At 53.8% G+C, this 17653-nt stretch carries 11 protein-coding genes, 1 tRNA gene, 1 other RNA gene and 1 pseudogene; 7 read left to right on the forward strand and 7 right to left on the reverse strand.

The genetic code is table 11. From position 1 onward, the window contains the following. Positions 1–164: 164 nt before the first annotated feature. Both C3432_RS07465 and C3432_RS28530 read left to right on the forward strand, forming a co-directional pair. Positions 165–252 (forward strand) — tRNA-Ser (locus tag C3432_RS07465). Positions 253–295: 43 nt separating this feature from the next. Then, a non-coding RNA gene (locus C3432_RS28530) (RtT sRNA) lies at positions 296–435 on the forward strand. Between the two features lie 311 nt (positions 436–746). Here the strand turns inward: C3432_RS28530 and C3432_RS07480 are convergent. Further along, a complete protein-coding gene (locus C3432_RS07480) occupies positions 747–1772 on the reverse strand; it encodes an LLM class flavin-dependent oxidoreductase (protein WP_103776011.1) in 1026 nt (341 codons plus the stop codon). Between the two features lie 239 nt (positions 1773–2011). Here C3432_RS07480 and C3432_RS07485 point away from each other — a divergent pair, with 239 nt between their 5' ends. After that, entirely contained in the window at positions 2012–4726 is a 2715-nt protein-coding gene (locus C3432_RS07485) for an AAA domain-containing protein (protein ID WP_103776012.1), read from the forward strand. 98 nt (positions 4727–4824) lie between these two features. Here the strand turns inward: C3432_RS07485 and phoH are convergent, their stop codons facing one another. The 5 genes and pseudogenes from phoH to C3432_RS07510 all read right to left on the reverse strand — a co-directional run. After that, positions 4825–5613 carry a phosphate starvation-inducible protein PhoH gene (phoH, locus tag C3432_RS07490; RefSeq protein WP_181012884.1) on the reverse strand — a complete coding sequence of 263 codons (789 nt, stop codon included), beginning with the start codon at positions 5611–5613 and terminating at the stop codon, positions 4825–4827. Between the two features lie 638 nt (positions 5614–6251). Next, positions 6252–7535, reverse strand: a complete 1284-nt coding sequence (efeB, locus tag C3432_RS07495; RefSeq protein WP_103776013.1) for an iron uptake transporter deferrochelatase/peroxidase subunit — start codon at positions 7533–7535, stop codon at positions 6252–6254. Positions 7536–7540: 5 nt separating this feature from the next. After that, the gene (efeO, locus tag C3432_RS07500; protein WP_103776014.1) at positions 7541–8668 is read right to left on the reverse strand and encodes an iron uptake system protein EfeO; all 1128 of its coding nucleotides are present in this window, start codon (positions 8666–8668) and stop codon (positions 7541–7543) included. Positions 8669–8722: 54 nt separating this feature from the next. Beyond that, positions 8723–9556 (reverse strand): iron uptake transporter permease EfeU, encoded by an 834-nt coding sequence (gene efeU, locus C3432_RS07505; RefSeq protein ID WP_103776015.1) that lies wholly within the window; start codon positions 9554–9556, stop codon positions 8723–8725. Positions 9557–9973: 417 nt separating this feature from the next. Beyond that, a pseudogene (locus C3432_RS07510) lies at positions 9974–10157 on the reverse strand (transposase domain-containing protein); the annotation flags it as partial. A gap of 184 nt (positions 10158–10341) precedes the next feature. On the opposite strand from C3432_RS07510, the gene C3432_RS07515 reads away from it, so the two are divergent. The 3 genes from C3432_RS07515 to C3432_RS07525 are packed head-to-tail and all read left to right on the forward strand — an operon-like array spanning position 10342 to position 11607. Continuing rightward, a complete protein-coding gene (locus tag C3432_RS07515; RefSeq protein WP_103776016.1) occupies positions 10342–10827 on the forward strand; it encodes an Hcp family type VI secretion system effector in 486 nt (161 codons plus the stop codon). Between the two features lie 10 nt (positions 10828–10837). Continuing rightward, a complete protein-coding gene (locus tag C3432_RS07520) occupies positions 10838–11281 on the forward strand; it encodes an STM2901 family protein (RefSeq protein WP_103776017.1) in 444 nt (147 codons plus the stop codon). After that, entirely contained in the window at positions 11275–11607 is a 333-nt protein-coding gene (locus C3432_RS07525; RefSeq protein ID WP_103776018.1) for a DUF1493 family protein, read from the forward strand. The genes C3432_RS07520 and C3432_RS07525 overlap by 7 nt, the downstream gene beginning before the upstream one ends. Before the next feature lie 83 nt (positions 11608–11690). Here the strand turns inward: C3432_RS07525 and putP are convergent, their stop codons facing one another. Further along, positions 11691–13199 (reverse strand): sodium/proline symporter PutP, encoded by a 1509-nt coding sequence (gene putP / locus C3432_RS07530; RefSeq protein WP_103776019.1) that lies wholly within the window; start codon positions 13197–13199, stop codon positions 11691–11693. Between the two features lie 393 nt (positions 13200–13592). Between putP and putA the strand changes: the two genes are divergently transcribed. Continuing rightward, entirely contained in the window at positions 13593–17555 is a 3963-nt protein-coding gene (putA, locus tag C3432_RS07540; protein ID WP_103776021.1) for a trifunctional transcriptional regulator/proline dehydrogenase/L-glutamate gamma-semialdehyde dehydrogenase, read from the forward strand. The last annotated feature ends 98 nt before the right edge of the window (positions 17556–17653 follow it).

Below are 17653 nucleotides of genomic sequence, written 5' to 3' on the forward strand. Positions count from 1 at the left end.
ATAGCAAATTCATCAGCGGTGGCAAAAAAAGCAGTTTTCGCTTACTAAAGCCCCATGTTGATTGAAGTTTGTATAAACGCACGATTTTTTCAAAAAGTTGATTGACGCAGGCGAGGGTTTTCCCTAAATTAGCGCCCGTTCCGGCAACAGTGGAACGACAATATGGTGAGGTGTCCGAGTGGCTGAAGGAGCACGCCTGGAAAGTGTGTATACGGCAACGTATCGGGGGTTCGAATCCCCCCCTCACCGCCATATTTAAGAGAGAGCGCGTACGAAAGTACGGGCTTTTTTTTGCATGTTGCACATTCGCGGGGGGATGAGAATCCCCGACCGGGGTTCGACAACGGGCTGTTGCCCGTTGGACAGACCGCGAACACCGTGAGCGGGCTGCCCCGAAGGGGCGAGCGAAGCGAGTCAATCCCCCCCTCACCGCCATMTTTAAGAGAGAGCGCGTACGAAAGTACGGGCTTTTTTTTYGCATGTTGCACAYYCRCGGGGGGATGAGAATCCCCGACCGGGGTTCGACAACGGGCTGTTGCCCGTTGGACAGACCGCRAACACCGTGAGCGGGCTGCCCCGAAGGGGCGAGCGAAGCGAGTCAATCCCCCCCTCACCGCCATATTTAAGAAAGAGCGCGTACGAAAGTACGGGCTTTTTTAGTTCATCGCACTTTACCGGAAAACGCTGTTTTGATTCTCATAACGAAGTCATCGTTACATTTCATTGCCGATGTCAAATACTGCGCGCTATTCGCGCCAGCCCATCGCGGGGGCAACGTATTTAAGGATTGACTCAATTACGTGCACGTTATAGTCGACGCCCAGTTGATTCGGCACGGTCAGCAATAACGTATCGGCTTCGGCAATCGCCTCGTCCTGTTTTAATTGCTTCACCAGGGTGTCAGGATCGGCAGCATAGCTGCGACCAAAGATCGCCCGGGTTTTCTCATCAAGGAACCCCACTTTATCCCCCTCATTACTGCTGCCACCGAAATAGGCGCGATCGCGGTTATCCATCAGCGCAAAAATGCTGCGGCTCACCGATACGCGCGGCGGGCGTGTATGCCCCGCTTCGGCCCAGGCAGTGCGGTACGCCCGGATCTGTTTCGCCTGCTGGATGTGGAATGCTTCACCGGTTTCATCATCTTTCAGCGTCGAACTTTGCAGGTTCATGCCAAGTTTCGCTGCCCAGACGGCAGTCGCATTCGAACCGGCTCCCCACCAGATGCGTTCCCGCAGCCCTTCGGAATAAGGCTCCAGACGCAGCATCCCTGGCGGGTTCGGGAACATCGGTTGCGGATTCGGTTTGGCGAAGCCTTCACCACGCAGCGCCTCCAGCAACACTTCCGAATGCCGCCGCGCCATATCGGCCTCGGTCTCGCCTTCTGCGGGCTGGTAGCCAAAATAGCGCCAGCCATCAATGACCTGCTCCGGCGATCCACGGCTGATACCCAGTTGCAAACGACCACCGGAAATCAAATCCGCAGCGCTGGCGCTCTCCGCCATATACAGCGGGTTCTCATAGCGCATGTCGATAACGCCAGTGCCAATCTCAATACTTTTTGTTTTCGCGCCCACCGCAGCCAGTAGCGGAAACGGGGAAGCCAGCTGACGGGCAAAATGGTGAACCCTGAAATATGCGCCATCCGCCCCTAATTCCTCAGCAGCGACAGCGAGATCGATGGACTGCAACAGCGAGTCAGCCGCTGTGCGGGTGCCGGACTGTGGGGACGGTGTCCAGTGACCAAATGACAGAAATCCGATCTTTTTCATGGGTTTTATCCTTCTGTTCAGCAGGAGAGCCGTTCCCGTCGACACGGGATACGGGATACGGCACGCAATGCCATTACTCTACGCCAATCAAGATGAGAATAAATATCGTTTGTTTAACATAAAGATTCAGTTTATTTGACCAATTTCAACGCGAGTGACATGCCGGTACGCACTGCGCGACCCGCACGTATAATCCGGGTATAGTGATTGAAAACGTTACAGATATCAGGGAGAAGATTATGGTCACTGTCTATGTTGATGGCGATGACAAAACAGGGAAAATCACCGACTGGACCTTGCGTTATCACAAAAGCAAACAGTGTCTGGAACTCACCTGCCATTTTCCATCAGGAAAAACGTACACCCGGCCTTTCAGCGCCTGCCGCGTCGAGCCCTCACATACTGCGAACGGTACTCTGCTGATCAGAAAAGGACGCCCGGATGTGCAGACTATCGCCAGGGCGGAGATCGTCGGCAATAAATACGCTCTCATTTATTACCCCGGTTCGACACGCTGCTACGTTATGAAAGCGGAGGATGTGCAGATCGCAGCAGAGACTACGCTAAAAGAAGAAGCGGTATTTAACTATTTTCGCGACGTAGCTAAACAGCGTGCCTGCCAGGCGGGCGGGGACAAAAAAGCGATTGCCGATAATATCTGTCGCCAACTGGAAAAAATCGTTCCCCACCCCGATATTGCGCTTCACGCCTATTGCCGGGGTACAAACGCCACCCGCCGTTTGCCGGAGCATCTTATTTACCCGTTTGGCTTAAATGAAAGCCAGATGAAATCGGTTGAACAAGCCTTTAGCGCGCAGATATCGGTCATTGAAGGTCCACCCGGAACCGGTAAAACCCAGACCATCCTGAATATTCTGGCCAATATCATGCTGCAACAGCGCAGCGTGGCAATCGTGTCGAATAATAACGCGCCCGTCGATAACGTTTACGAGAAACTGGCGAAGGTCGATCTGGATTATGTGATTGCGCGACTGGGCAGCGCAGAAAACCGTTCAGCGTTTTTCGCCGAGCGGCACGCGCTCCCACCGGGCACATCCGAACCGGCCCCGGACATCAACGCGGTGACGCAGCTGGTCACGCAGTTAAAAGCGTATTTACGTGCGCAAAATGAGGCCGCGCAGCTGCGCGCCGAAATTGACGAACTGATCGTTGAAGAGAAATACCTTCTGCAGTGGCTGAAAACGCAGGAGATTAATCATACTACCGGGATTAGCCGTTATGGGCTGGCGCAGGATAAAATCACCGACCTGATGGCGTTTATGCAGTCGCTCACTGCCAGCCGCATAGGGCTACGCGACAGACTGGTCTTACTGTTTAAATTTAAAATCATCAGAACCGCACCGCTAAATACGCCAGAGAAACGTCAGGCAATGTTTTTTGCCCTTCAGCGCCATTATTACGCGACGCGTTTGCAACAGACGCGTGAAACCCTCGCCAGTCATGAGCGCCGTTTGCAGGAAAATGACGTGGAAACCCTGCAAAAAAGCCTGACAAAAAACTCAATGGCCCTCCTGCGCGCGCATTTGCGGCAATTTATCACCCCCGCTGACGATCTTAACGAAAAGAGTTACCAGAAAGACTTCGCCACATTTTTAAAACGCTATCCGGTGATAAGCAGCAGCACACATTCCATTGTTAACTCGCTGGCGAACGGTACCATCCTTGATTACCTGATCATTGATGAAGCATCACAACAGGACATCATTCCCGGGATCCTGGCATTAGGCTGCGCACGAAATGTGATAGTTGTCGGCGACCGAAAACAGCTATCCCATGTGCCGGTGAAAAGCCCGATGTCTGCGCCCGCCGCGCATTATGATTGCGTCACCCATAGCTTACTGGACTCGTTAATTGCGCTTTATGGCAAGGCTCTTCCCAGCACCTTGTTAAAAGAACACTACCGCTGCCACCCAAAAATCATCCAGTTTTGCAATAAACAGTTTTATGACAACCAGCTGATTTGCATGACGCGTGATAAAGGCGAGCCGGCGTTGTCGCTGGTGGTGACCGCTAAAGATAATCACACACGTAATAACAGTAACCTGCGCGAGCTGGAATCCTATACCGCGCTGAGCTGGGACACCTCCGGCAGCCGGGGGTTTATTGCACCTTACAACGCGCAGGTTAATCTCTCACACCAGGCGCTTCCGGCTGATTTTGTCAGCGCCACCGTGCATAAATTTCAGGGGCGCGAATGCGAAGAGATTGTCTTCTCCACGGTGCTGGACAAAAAAGCCGATGCCGTCGCGCTCTCTTTTGTGGATGATCCGCAGTTGATTAACGTCGCCGTTTCGCGTGCGCAAAAACGCTTCACGCTGGTAACCGGAGACAATGTTTTCAGCGGGAATAACCAGCATATCGCGGCATTAATACGTTACATGACCTATTACGCCGACGACACAGAAGTGCATTACAGCCCGGTGGTCAGCGCCTTCGATTTGCTGTACTCAGAATATGACCGCTCACTGGAAAGGTTAAAATCCCGCCTGCCACCTGTGGATTCAGGTTTTCTCTCTGAACACATCGCCGCGCAATTGATCAAAGATACGCTGGTGCTGCCAGCGTATCACGCGCTCACCCTGCATCAGCAAGTTCCGCTCAGGCAACTGATCGCCCGTATGGACGATCGTTTTACCCTGCGCCAGCAAGAATTTATGGCACAAGGCGCCAGCTGCGACTTCGTTTTATATTACCGGGTGGGCAAGCAACCGCTGGCAGTGATTGAGGTCGATGGCGGGTCGCACACGCTTTCTGAACAGCGCGAACGTGACGCGCTGAAAGATGCCATCCTGCAGGAGTGTGGAATCGCTCTGTTGCGGTTGAGAACCATCGACAGCCAGATTGAAACCAAAATTGCGGCGTTCCTGGCGAGCGCACTGCAACAGGATCAAAATGGCAGGCAAAGTAGCCCGGTGGACCAGGCGTTAAGTTAATCTTTCCCCCACCGCATCGGGTGAGGGAAAGATTTTAATGTGATTTGTACTTCACGGGTAAATCACGTGCAGACGCACGCTGCCTGAACCACCGGCAATCAGCTATACGCATTCAGTGTTCTCTGGCACAGCGCCGAGCGAACACAGTCATCTTTGTTGAAGCGAACAATACCGATCATTTCATCTTCTTCAAAGCGGGCCAGCGCATCGCTTAACCCAGACTGGACGTGCGCCGGTAAATCACACTGGGTGATATCGCCATTGACAATAACCGTGACGTTCTCCCCGAGGCGTGTCAAAAACATCTTCATTTGCGCCGCAGTGACATTCTGAGCCTCGTCGAGAATAACCACCGCATTTTCAAATGTACGTCCGCGCATATAGGCGAACGGCGCGATTTCCACCTTACCGATCTCAGGTCGCAGGCAATACTGCATAAAGGATGCACCCAGCCGTTTCACCAGCACGTCGTAAACGGGCCGGAAATAGGGGGCAAACTTCTCCGATACATCCCCAGGTAAGAAGCCGAGATCTTCATCGGCCTGCAGAACTGGACGAGTTACAATGATCCTGTCTACATCTTTATGTATCAGGGCCTCTGCCGCTTTCGCCGCACTGATCCAGGTTTTACCGCACCCGGCTTCGCCAGTCGCGAAGATCAGTTGTTTACTCTCGATAGCATTCAGGTAGTGCGACTGAGCCTCATTACGCGCTACGATCGGCGTGGTGTCGCGACTGTCGCGCGCCATGCCAATGGCTTCTACGCCGCCCATCTGCACAAGCGAGGTGACCGACTCTTCTTCACGCTGTTTATGACTGCGTGAATCCCGTCTCAGCACACGTTTTGCTTCACGACGAGCTTTGATCACTGCTTTTTGTCTTCCCATGGATAGCACCTTGAGTTGTTGGTATTCATCACACGCGCCGCTGGCAGCGCGATTATGCGCACGAACATCAGAGGGTTGGCTTCCTTGTAAGCCATAGCTTGCCTTTTAACAAAAACGCCAGACACGGCTACGCGCACCGCAGATGGCGTCGGTAACACAGGTAAAAAAGGAAGTGAGGATAATTTAGCGGTGACAAGGTGACTGCCGGAGGAGTGGCTTCCGCGCAAGGTATTGCATTGACTGTTAAAAACGTGTCCAGTACAGGACGTTACCATTCGCGATCTCCATAGTGAATGCGTATCACCGCCGGGAACTACCGCAATTACTTATACTCGTCATACTTCAGGTGCGGGGGCGCTGGCTTTGATACCCGACCCTTCGGGGCCAGCGCAAGCGCTGTTCAAAATGACTACGCCGTTTTGTCCCGCAACTCGAATGATTTAGATTCTATAAGTACATCAGAATTTAGCTTTTACGCAACAATATATTTACTGGTTGTTAACTAAATTCTCTTTTTCTGCTGGCAACAGTCTCTTAAGAAGATATTACAAAATTATTTCAAGAAAGAAATCATATTAAAAAATAATATTTCATTCAGGAGGATGGGCAAAAATCCCCCTCCTCCCATAGAACGTCGGTCAGGCTTCCAGCAGCGGCTGTCCGAGATAACGATCCGCACTTTTTACGCCGGGCAGCACAAAGAAATAGCCACCGCCGATCGGCTTAACATACTCCTCCAGCGCTTCGCCATTGAGCCGCTTCTGTACAGTCAGAAAGCCTTTCTCCAGATCGTGCTGATAGCAGACAAACAGCAATCCCATATCCAGTTGCCCTGAGCCGGTGACACCGAGCGAATAACTGTAACCCCGGCGCATCATCAGACTGGACCGGGTCTGTGGCGTACGCGGATTAGCCAGACGAATATGGCTGTCCAGCGCAATCACATTCCCGTCCGGGTCGCTGGCATAGTCCGGGACGTCGTGCTCGTGCTGCATTCCCAACGGGGCGCCGGTCTGTTTATCACGACCAAAGATCGTCTGCTGCTCTTTAAGCGGCGTCCGATCCCAGAATTCAACGCGGAACTGAATCAAGCGTACAGCCTGATAGCTGCCGCCAATAGCCCACTCCGGCTCGCCTTGTTCGGCTGTCACCCATACCACATCCTGCATCAGTCGCGCATCGCTGCTGTCGGGGTTAGCCGTACCATCCCTGAAGCCAAGCAGATTCACCGGCGTCTCTTTGCCTTTACTACGCGCGGCGTGGTCCGAAATAAACCCTTCCCGCTTCCAGCGAACGCTGAGCAGATCGGGCGTATGCTTAATGATATCGCGCAACGCATGGATAACCGTGTCCTGCGTATTGGCACAAATCTGCAACAGCAGATCGCCATGACATAGCGCAGCATCCAGCGAATCATTCGCAAAGCGGGTCATTTTTTGCAGCGCCTTTGGCCTCTGGGGCGTCAGGCCAAACCGTGAGTCAAACAGCGAATGTCCCACCGAAAGGGTAATAGTCAGATTATCCGGTGCGATATATTTCCCCAGAATGCCGGAGTCCATCGGTGGCAGCCGCGGATTAGGCGCTTCTGGTGCCGGACCGCCGGAGGTTAAAAACGTAATGCGCGTGGTCAGTAAGCGGAACAACCGCTCAAGCTCCGCTTTATCACTGGCCAGAACGTCAAACGCCACCAGCATCATCGATGCCTGCTGCGGCGTCAGGATCCCAGCCTGATGGTCGCCATAGAATGGCTGCGTTTCACTGCGCGCATCCGGGGATAATGTCCCCGGCGCGCTCTGCGGTTTTTGCGCATGTGCGACAGGACAACCGCCAGCCAGCGCCAATGCGCCGCCAATCGCCCCCATCCCCTTCAACAAACGCCGGCGTGCCGGTTCGCTCACGCCGTTTTTATCTTCATGCTGCATAATGCTTAGTCCAGCCCCAGCACGCCGCGTAATTGCGCAAGATCTTCCGCCAGCGTGGTAACCGGGCCTTTCAAGGCATTACGGTCCGCATCCGTCAGTTTATCGTAGGTTTCAAAACCCTCTTTAGTACGATATTTCGCCAGGATGGTATCGACCTTTTTAAAGTTGGCATCCACCTTCGTCAGCAGCTCTGCGTTGGCTTTCTGTAACGAGGGGCGCAGCAGGTTGACGATTTTTTGCGCGCCATCTACGTTGGCCTGAAAGTCCCACAGATCGGTATGGCTGTAGCGATCTTCTTCACCGCTGATTTTGCTGGCGGCGACCTCTTCAATCAGACCAGCCGCCCCGCCTACAACTTTGGACGGCGGGAATGCCAGTTCGCTGATGCGTTTTTGCAGTTCAGCCACATCGCTGTTCAACCTGTCGGCATACTGTTCCATACCTTTGGTGGAACCGTCGCCGAACAACGATTTTTCCAGACGGTGGAAGCCCGTGAATTTCGGATCGGCGGCTTTCTGTTCATAATCATCTTCACGGGCATCGATGCTGCCATCGAGATCGGAGAAAAGTTCGGCAATCGGTTCGATACGCTCGTAATGCTGACGCGTCGGCGCGTACAGCGCTTTTGCTTTCTCAAGATCGCCCGCTTTAATGGCATCCGTAAATGCTTTTGTGCCCGCCACCAGCTGTGCGGTTTCTGTCGTCACATAGGCCTTATATTCGGTGATTGCACCACCGAGGCTTAACAACGCATCGCTTCGCGCTGCATCAGCTGTCGCCGCCCCTTTCACAATCAGCTTCCCTTTCGGATTGGTCAGCAAACCACAGGTCATGTCATATTCACCGGGTTGCAGGCTGGCGGTCATCTTCTGGCTAAATCCAGGGGCAATGTTCTCACGCTCCTCAACCACCATTACGCCTTTCAGGATCTCCCACTCCAGCGCCTTCTGACTGTGGTTTTGAATAATAAACTGGGTCTTACCGGCGTTTACCGTAATATTCATCGGCTCGCACTGTTTGTCTGTCACCGTCACTTTGACCTGCGGAATATCAGCCGCCTGAGCCGTAAAAGCAGAAGCGATCAGTGCAGCCATGCTCAGCGGCAGCGCACTACGGCGGAAGTTAATCGTCATGACCTGTCCCTATAAAAGTATGTTGTAACTAAAAATGGATTTGCGTCGCATCGATCACGGTGCGGTACGAGACGCCGTCGTACCTGCACGTGCTGGCAGGGTAAACAACACCAGCGCCGGAACCAGATAGATAAACCAGACGGCAACTTCACTGACGGCTGGCGCTTCCTGATAGCCAAAAATGCCTTCCATAAGCGTGCCAAACAGGGAGTGCGTTGAAAGGATGGCACTCATATCGAACGCCACATCCTGGAAGTGATTCCACAGCCCGGCTTCGTGAAACGCGCGAATTGCCCCCGCAGCCAGACCTGCGGCAACCAGCAAAATAAACAGGCTGGTCCACTTGAAAAAAGCGCCCAGATTGAGACGGATACCGCCCCAGTAAAGCAGGAAACCCAGCACAACCGCAGTCGCCAGCCCCAGCATTGCGCCAAGCGGCGGCCAGATACCGACATCCTGTTGAAATGCCGCCAGCAGAAAAAAGACCGACTCCAGACCTTCCCGCGCCACAGCAAAAAAGACCATCATAATCAGCGCCCAGCCGTGGTTGTTCCCGCGCAGCAGGGCGCTATCAACCGCCTGTTCGAGCTGGACCTTGACGTTGCGTGAGACTTTACGCATCCAGAAGACCATCCAGGTCAGGATCACTACGGCAATCACCGCCACAACGCCTTCAAACAGCTCCTGCTCTTTTTGCGGAAACTCACCGGTTGTTTCGTTGATGAAAATCCCCAGCGCCAGGCAAAGCGCCGCGGCCAGGAGCACCCCAATCCACATAACGCCAATCCAGCGACCACGCTGGGTTCGCTTCAGATAACTGGCTATCAGACTGACAATCAGCGCGGCTTCTAGCCCTTCGCGCAACATAATAAGAAACGGAACAAACATGCCGGGCACCCTTAAACGTTATTCTCAGTCAACTGATGCAAAGAAAAGTAAATTACATTGATAGTGATTATCATTACAGAAAAAGAAAACTCAAGCGGAATGTAGTGAGAATGATGACGAAATGTAAAAGATTAGCCAGGTAACGATTCGTGCAGCGTTATCTGTTCAGGGCAGATCGGCAGAGGCAAAAAGCCCGCACGCGGCGCAATGCCGTTCACTTAAGCGGTGAGGCATAGCGATTTACCAGATAGCGGTTTTTTAACATCTTAACCGCCCCCGGCCCCGATGATCCTCACGGCGTATCAGATTATAAGCCAGCGGCATCCCCCACACTTCCTGCTCAGGCAGTTCAACCTCACGGCTTCTCAGTACCAGCGCATTGTCCAACAGACTACTTTTGATGGACGCCATCAGCGGCTGTGCCAGCAGGTTCATCCCCGCTTCGCCATCTGCACTCAGGTTCAGGCGACGTACCACATCGGTAATCGGCTCATTGCGGAAAAAGAGCATCGCTACCACCATCCAGATAACCATATCCCCTGGCAGGCGGCAGCATAAGCGGATGGTCACTGAAGTCGAGAAGGTCGTTGAGAAGTGGCATAAAGAAAACAGCTCCCTGTAGTGGAAGCCGTTATAACGCCGCAGTTTGAGGATCGGTCAACCGATCCTTAACTGATCGGCATTGCCGCTACGGCGGGTTTTTAATACCCCGAAACATAATTTCTTGTTTAACTATTCGATACTCAAGGTAAATTAACCTTATTTTTAACAAGGAGATGTGAAGAATGGCTATTCCTGCTTACCTATGGCTTAAAGATGATGGCGGCGCATTGATCAAAGGTTCTGTTGACGTTGCAAAGCGTGAGAGTTCAATTGAAGTATCTTCGTTTAGTCACAATCTGTACATTCCCACCGACGGCAACACCGGAAAGCTGACAGGTACACGTGTACACGGTGCGCTTATCTTCGAGAAAGAATTTGATAGTTCTTCCCCTTATCTGATGAAAGCCGTTGCTACTGGTCAACGTCTACAATCTGCTGAATTCAAATGGTACAAAATCAACGACGCAGGGCAAGAAGTCGAATATTACAACATGCTCCTCGAAGGGGTGAAGATTGTTTCTGTAACCCCGATGATGCACGATTGCAAAACGGTGATCCATGTTGGGCATCTTGAACAGGTTCAGGTTCGTTACGACAAAATCACCTGGCGCTACCTTGACGGTAACATACAATATTCTGACGCATGGAATGAACGTGTAACCGGATAGGTGAAACAACATGGATACTGTTGAAGAACTAAACGGAACGTATTTCTACAAGGGATATTCTAACCTTTCTGCGGGGGAGCTATTATTCTGGATATTTCTTGATGAAACAGCGGAGCATTTCAGGGTAGGGGATTATCTGACGATTGGTCTGATTCTGTTAGGCCAGCCAGAGATTGCCACAAGAGGCAAGCCAACAGGGGCAACCCTGGGAACTTCACCGCTTAGCAAGCAGCTACGGCATTATCTGGACATCGAAACCAGACGCTTACCCACGCTTACCACTGGCAGTATAAGAAGGCGTAAATTCACCTATGTAACCAACCTGGGCGCGTTTGTTGGTCGATGGATTCCCATTATTGGGATCATCATCATCGCTGCTGATGTCTCTACAATAGCGTACAAGTCTACGAACAAGTACAACACCATAGCGCGGGGGAACGATAAACTATGGTGACAGACGATGAGGTCATAGCGTGGTACAGCGAACGGTTCAACAAGCCTGCACTTTTTACAAAAAAGCGTTGGCCTGTCTCTATTAATACCAGCCTGAGCACGGGTAAATATGTCTGGGCGAGTGAGACAGGCGCAGACATCATGAATGAGTATTTCGAGCGCTTCGACGTAGATCGGGCGGAGTTCGATTTTTACAGGTATTGGCCGCAAGAGACGTTCTTTCTGTATGCGCTTTTTACGTGTGGTGGTGATGACAACGAACCAGAGCCGCTAACTTTAAAAATGCTGGCAGATTCTGCAAAAGCAGGGATCTGGCTTTATGGTTGAATAAGACCCGCACGCGGCGCAATGACGATCAGTTAAGGATCGGCATTGCGCACGAGGCGGGTTTGTTCAGAGAACAGAGAGAATTAACCTTCCTGCAAACGCGACGGCGGCGCTGAATGGTAATGCGCATCCGCCTGCGCAAAACGTTTTTGTATCGCCGCAGACGGCGCTTTCCCCAGCAGGCTGAAGAACACAATCCCCATGCTGCCAAAAATAAATCCTGGAATGATTTCGTACAGATCCAGCCAGCCAAAGTGCTTCCAGACGATGACGGTGACCGCCCCGATAATCATGCCTGCCAGCGCACCGTTGCGGGTCATGCGCGACCACATAACCGAGAACAGCACCACCGGACCAAACGCCGCGCCAAAACCGGCCCACGCATAGCTGACCAGGCCCAACACACGGTTCTCCGGGTTCGCCGCCAGGGCAATCGCCACCAGCGCAACCACCAGCACCATCAAACGCCCTACCCACACCAGCTCTTTCTGACTGGCGCCTTTGCGCAGAAACGCTTTGTAGAGATCTTCAGTAATCGCACTGGAGCAAACCAGCAGCTGACAGCTGAGTGTCGACATCACCGCGGCAAGAATAGCGGACAACAGAATACCGGCGATCCACGGGTTAAACAGAATCTGCGCCAGTTCAATAAACACACGCTCGGCGTTCTGATTCACCGCCCCCGCCAGTGACGGATGAGTGTCAAAGTAAGCAATGCCAAAGAAGCCAACGGCAACCGCACCAGCCAGACACAAAATCATCCATGTCATGCTGATGCGACGCGCATGCACAATACTGTGATGAGAATCCGCAGCCATAAAGCGCGCCAGAATATGCGGCTGACCGAAATAGCCTAAACCCCAGCCCATCAGAGAAATGATGGCGACGAAATTCAGCCCTTTAAGCATATCCAGGTTCTCAATGCTCTTTTGCTTAATCACTTCCAGCGAATCGCCAAAGCCCCCCACGCTGATAATAACGATGACCGGCGTCAGGATCAGCGCGAAAATCATCAGGCTGGCCTGCACGGTATCGGTCCAGCTCACCGCCAGGAAACCGCCAATAAAAGTGTAGATAATGGTCGCCGCCGCGCCCGCCCACAGCGCCGTTTCATAGCTCATCCCGAAGGTGCTTTCGAACAGGCGCGCCCCGGCGACGATGCCTGAGGCACAATAAATGGTGAAGAACAGCAGAATAACCAGCGCTGAGATAATACGCAGAATACGGCTTTTATCTTCAAATCGTCCGGTGAAGTAATCCGGCAGGGTTAACGCATTATTATTAAACTCGGTATGCACGCGCAGACGCCCTGCCACCAGCTTCCAGTTAATCCACGCACCTAATGTCAGACCAATGGCGATCCAGCTTTCTGAAATACCGGAAAGAAAAATAGCGCCAGGCAGACCCATTAACAGCCAGCCGCTCATATCAGACGCCCCGGCGGATAACGCGGTCACAAAGGGGCCGAGACTTCTGCCGCCAAGAATATAATCGTCAAAGTTTTTGGTCGAACGCCATGCTATAAACCCTATAAATATCATGCCCAAAATATAGACACAGAATGTCACCAACATCGGTGTGCTAATAGCCATTAAACTCTCCAACTCTTCTGTTTTATGACTCTGCCGGAACGGGGCAAAGTATGTTGTATTTACCAGGCGACCGTATCCTGCCGGAAGCACTGAGCATTCACAATCGATTTAACACACCATTTACATCAATTTTAATACTGACGGAATACTATTTTTCACCAGGTTGCACTCTCTCACATTTTTTTCGGTTGCACCTTTTAAAAGTGTTAAGTACCGCAGAGAAAAAGATTCCGTCATTATTTTTCCCATCGCCATTAGCATTTCCTTTATTAACATTTCATTCATTTTTAAGCTTGCTAACCAGGTCACATTTAACGTGGTTGCACAAAGTTGCAACATAGTAGATATTTCTCGATAACTATCAGCCGCAGCTATACAACAGGAGTAAACGGCATGGGAACCACCACGATGGGGGTTAAGCTTGACGACGCCACGCGCGAACGTATTAAAAGCGCAGCCACGCGCATTGATCGCACACCGCACTGGTTAATCAAGCAGGCCATTTTCAATTATCTGGAAAAGCTGGAAAGCGATGACGCATTACCAGAGCTACCAGCCCTGCTCGCCGGTGCAGCAAATGAAGCTGATGAGGCGAATACGCAGCCGGAAGAGAGCCACCAGCCTTTCCTTGAATTTGCCGAACAGATCCTCCCACAGTCCGTCTCCCGTGCTGCGATTACCGCTGCGTATCGTCGCGCCGAAACGGATGCCGTCTCCATGCTGATGGAGCAGGCACGCCTGCCGCAGCCGCTGGCGGAACAGGCGCATAAACTGGCGTATCAGCTGGCAAATAAGCTGCGTAATCAGAAAACGGCCAGCGGTCGCGCCGGAATGGTGCAAGGATTATTGCAGGAGTTCTCCCTCTCCTCGCAGGAAGGGGTGGCGCTGATGTGCCTGGCGGAAGCCCTGCTGCGCATTCCGGACAAGGCGACGCGCGATGCGTTAATTCGCGATAAAATCAGCAACGGCAACTGGCAGTCGCACATTGGCCGCAGCCCGTCGCTGTTCGTCAATGCCGCCACCTGGGGTCTGCTGTTTACGGGTCGCCTGGTCTCCACCCACAATGAAGCCAGTCTCTCGCGTTCGCTGAACCGCATTATCGGTAAGAGCGGAGAGCCGCTGATCCGTAAAGGCGTGGATATGGCGATGCGCCTGATGGGGGAGCAGTTCGTCACCGGTGAAACCATCGCCGAAGCGCTGGCCAATGCCCGCAAGCTGGAAGACAAAGGCTTCCGCTACTCCTACGATATGCTGGGCGAAGCGGCGCTGACCGCCGCCGATGCTCAGGCCTATATGGTCTCTTATCAGCAGGCCATCCACGCGATTGGTAAAGCATCCAACGGACGTGGCATCTATGAAGGTCCGGGGATCTCGATCAAACTTTCTGCGCTACACCCGCGCTATAGTCGCGCACAGTACGATCGGGTGATGGAAGAGCTGTATCCGCGTTTGAAATCGCTGACTCTGCTGGCGCGTCAGTATGATATTGGCATCAATATTGATGCTGAAGAGGCCGACCGCCTGGAGATCTCCCTCGACCTGCTGGAAAAACTCTGCTTTGAGCCTGAACTGGCAGGCTGGAACGGGATTGGATTTGTTATCCAGGCCTATCAGAAACGCTGTCCGTTCGTTATCGACTACCTGATCGATCTGGCGACCCGCAGCCGCCGTCGCCTGATGATCCGACTGGTGAAAGGCGCCTACTGGGACAGCGAAATCAAGCGCGCCCAGATGGATGGGCTGGAAGGCTACCCGGTTTATACCCGTAAGGTCTATACCGACGTCTCTTATCTGGCCTGCGCGAAGAAACTGCTCGCCGTGCCAAATCTCATCTATCCGCAGTTTGCGACCCATAACGCCCATACGCTGGCGGCAATTTATCAGCTGGCAGGCCAGAACTACTATCCGGGTCAGTATGAGTTCCAGTGCCTGCACGGCATGGGCGAACCGCTGTATGAGCAGGTCACCGGCAAAGTCGCGGATGGCAAGCTTAACCGTCCGTGCCGCATTTATGCACCGGTTGGCACCCATGAAACGCTGCTGGCCTACCTGGTACGCCGCCTGCTGGAGAACGGTGCGAACACCTCGTTCGTTAACCGTATTGCTGACACCACGCTGCCGCTGGATGAGCTGGTTGCCGATCCGGTTGAAGCGGTTGAAAAGCTGGCTCAGCAGGAAGGCCAGACCGGCCTGCCGCACCCGAAGATCGCCCTGCCGCGTGAGCTGTACGGCAAGGGACGTGAAAACTCCGCGGGTCTGGATCTCTCCAACGAACATCGCCTCGCCTCTCTCTCCTCGGCTCTGCTTAACAGCGCGTTGCAGAAATGGCGGGCTCTGCCGATGCTGGAGCAGCCGGTTGTCGATGGCGACATGCAGCCGGTCATTAACCCGGCAGAACCGAAAGACATTGTCGGCTATGTGCGTGAAGCCAGCAAAATGGAGGTTGAGCAGGCGCTGCAAAGCGCGGTGGATAACGCCCCAATCTGGTTCGCCACGCCGCCGGAGGAACGCGCCGCGATCCTGCACCGTGCCGCCGTCCTGATGGAGGGCCAGATGCAGCAACTGATTGGCATCCTGGTACGCGAAGCCGGAAAAACCTTCAGCAACGCGATCGCCGAAGTCCGCGAGGCGGTGGATTTCCTCCACTATTATGCCGGACAGGTTCGTGATGACTTCGATAATGAAACCCACCGCCCATTGGGACCGGTGGTCTGTATCAGTCCCTGGAACTTCCCGCTCGCCATTTTCACCGGGCAGATTGCCGCCGCGCTGGCCGCTGGCAACAGCGTGCTGGCCAAACCGGCCGAACAGACGCCGCTGATTGCCGCTCAGGGTATTGCGATCCTGCTGGAAGCCGGTGTACCGCAGGGCGTGGTGCAACTGCTTCCGGGTCGAGGGGAAACCGTGGGCGCACAGCTCACCGGCGACGGTCGCGTCCGCGGCGTCATGTTTACCGGCTCAACGGAAGTTGCGACGTTATTGCAGCGCAATATCGCCACGCGCCTTGACGCACAGGGGCGTCCGATTCCACTGATCGCCGAAACCGGCGGGATGAATGCGATGATCGTCGACTCCTCCGCGCTGACCGAGCAGGTGGTGGTGGACGTGCTGGCTTCCGCCTTCGACAGTGCCGGACAGCGCTGCTCTGCGCTGCGCGTACTCTGCCTGCAGGATGACATTGCCGACCATACGCTGAAAATGCTGTGCGGCGCGATGGCAGAGTGCCGAATGGGTAATCCCGGTCGCCTGACAACCGACATTGGTCCGGTTATCGATGATGAAGCCAAAACCAACATTGAGCGGCATATTCAGGCCATGCGCGCGAAAGGCCGCCCGGTGTTCCAGGCCGCGCGCGAAAACAGCGACGATACGCGTGAATGGCAAACGGGTACCTTTATTCCCCCGACGTTGATTGAGCTGGAAAGTTTCGATGAACTGCAAAAAGAGGTCTTTGGTCCGGTGCTGCACGTGGTGCGCTACAGCCGCAATAACCTGGAACCGCTGATCGAACAGATCAACGCTTCCGGCTATGGCCTGACGCTGGGTGTCCACACCCGTATTGATGAAACGATCGCTCAGGTCACCGGCTCCGCCCATGTTGGCAACCTGTACGTTAACCGCAATATGGTGGGCGCGGTGGTCGGCGTGCAGCCGTTTGGCGGCGAAGGCTTGTCCGGCACCGGTCCGAAAGCTGGGGGGCCGCTGTATCTCTACCGCCTGCTGGCAAATCGCCCGGAGAACGCGCTGGCAATGACCCTGGCGCGCCAGGATGCGGATTATCCGGTTGACGCCCGGCTCAAAGCGGTACTCACCCAGCCGCTGGCTGCACTGGGCGAATGGGCGGCGGATCGCCCGCAGTTGCAAATGCTTTGCCAGCAGTTTGGTGACCTGGCGCAGGCCGGAACCCAGCGTCTGTTGCCGGGGCCGACCGGCGAGCGTAACACCTGGACACTGTTGCCACGCGAACGCGTGTTGTGTGTGGCTGACGATGAACAGGATGCGCTGGTACAAACTGCCGCCGTTACTGCGGTGGGTTGTCTGATTTTGTGGCCGGATGACACCTTCCATCGTGAGCTGGCACAGCGTCTTCCGGCGGCCGTTTCAGAACGTATCCAGTTTGCGAATGCCGATAATCTGACCTCTCAGCCATTCGATGCGGTCATCTTCCACGGCGATTCCGATCAGCTACGGGCACTGTGTGAAGCCGTTGCCGCTCGCGAAGGGGCGATTGTTTCGGTACAGGGTTTTGCCCACGGCGAAACCAATATCCTGCTGGAGCGTCTGTACATTGAACGTTCGCTGAGCGTCAACACCGCCGCCGCCGGGGGTAACGCCAGCCTGATGACAATTGGCTAAGGTTGTGGTTAATTAACGCTCCGGAAAAGGCCCGATAGCGCTGTGCTTATCGGGCCTGTAATATTCAGGTATTCCCAGGCCGGGTAAGGCGTCAGCCA

The sequence above is a fragment of the Citrobacter amalonaticus genome, from assembly GCF_002918555.1.
Taxonomy (GTDB): domain Bacteria; phylum Pseudomonadota; class Gammaproteobacteria; order Enterobacterales; family Enterobacteriaceae; genus Citrobacter_C; species Citrobacter_C amalonaticus_A.

What these genes read in the sequence shown, in the direction of transcription:
- C3432_RS07520 (WP_103776017.1), top strand. Translation starts at nt 10,838, where the DNA reads ATGGATACTGTTGAAGAACTAAACGGAACGTATTTCTACAAGGGATAT.
- efeO (WP_103776014.1), bottom strand. Translation starts at nt 8,668, where the DNA reads ATGACGATTAACTTCCGCCGTAGTGCGCTGCCGCTGAGCATGGCTGCA.
- C3432_RS07515 (WP_103776016.1), top strand. Translation starts at nt 10,342, where the DNA reads ATGGCTATTCCTGCTTACCTATGGCTTAAAGATGATGGCGGCGCATTG.
- putA (WP_103776021.1), top strand. Translation starts at nt 13,593, where the DNA reads ATGGGAACCACCACGATGGGGGTTAAGCTTGACGACGCCACGCGCGAA.
- C3432_RS07480 (WP_103776011.1), bottom strand. Translation starts at nt 1,772, where the DNA reads ATGAAAAAGATCGGATTTCTGTCATTTGGTCACTGGACACCGTCCCCA.
- putP (WP_103776019.1), bottom strand. Translation starts at nt 13,199, where the DNA reads ATGGCTATTAGCACACCGATGTTGGTGACATTCTGTGTCTATATTTTG.
- efeU (WP_103776015.1), bottom strand. Translation starts at nt 9,556, where the DNA reads ATGTTTGTTCCGTTTCTTATTATGTTGCGCGAAGGGCTAGAAGCCGCG.
- efeB (WP_103776013.1), bottom strand. Translation starts at nt 7,535, where the DNA reads ATGCAGCATGAAGATAAAAACGGCGTGAGCGAACCGGCACGCCGGCGT.
- C3432_RS07525 (WP_103776018.1), top strand. Translation starts at nt 11,275, where the DNA reads ATGGTGACAGACGATGAGGTCATAGCGTGGTACAGCGAACGGTTCAAC.
- phoH (WP_181012884.1), bottom strand. Translation starts at nt 5,613, where the DNA reads ATGGGAAGACAAAAAGCAGTGATCAAAGCTCGTCGTGAAGCAAAACGT.
- C3432_RS07485 (WP_103776012.1), top strand. Translation starts at nt 2,012, where the DNA reads ATGGTCACTGTCTATGTTGATGGCGATGACAAAACAGGGAAAATCACC.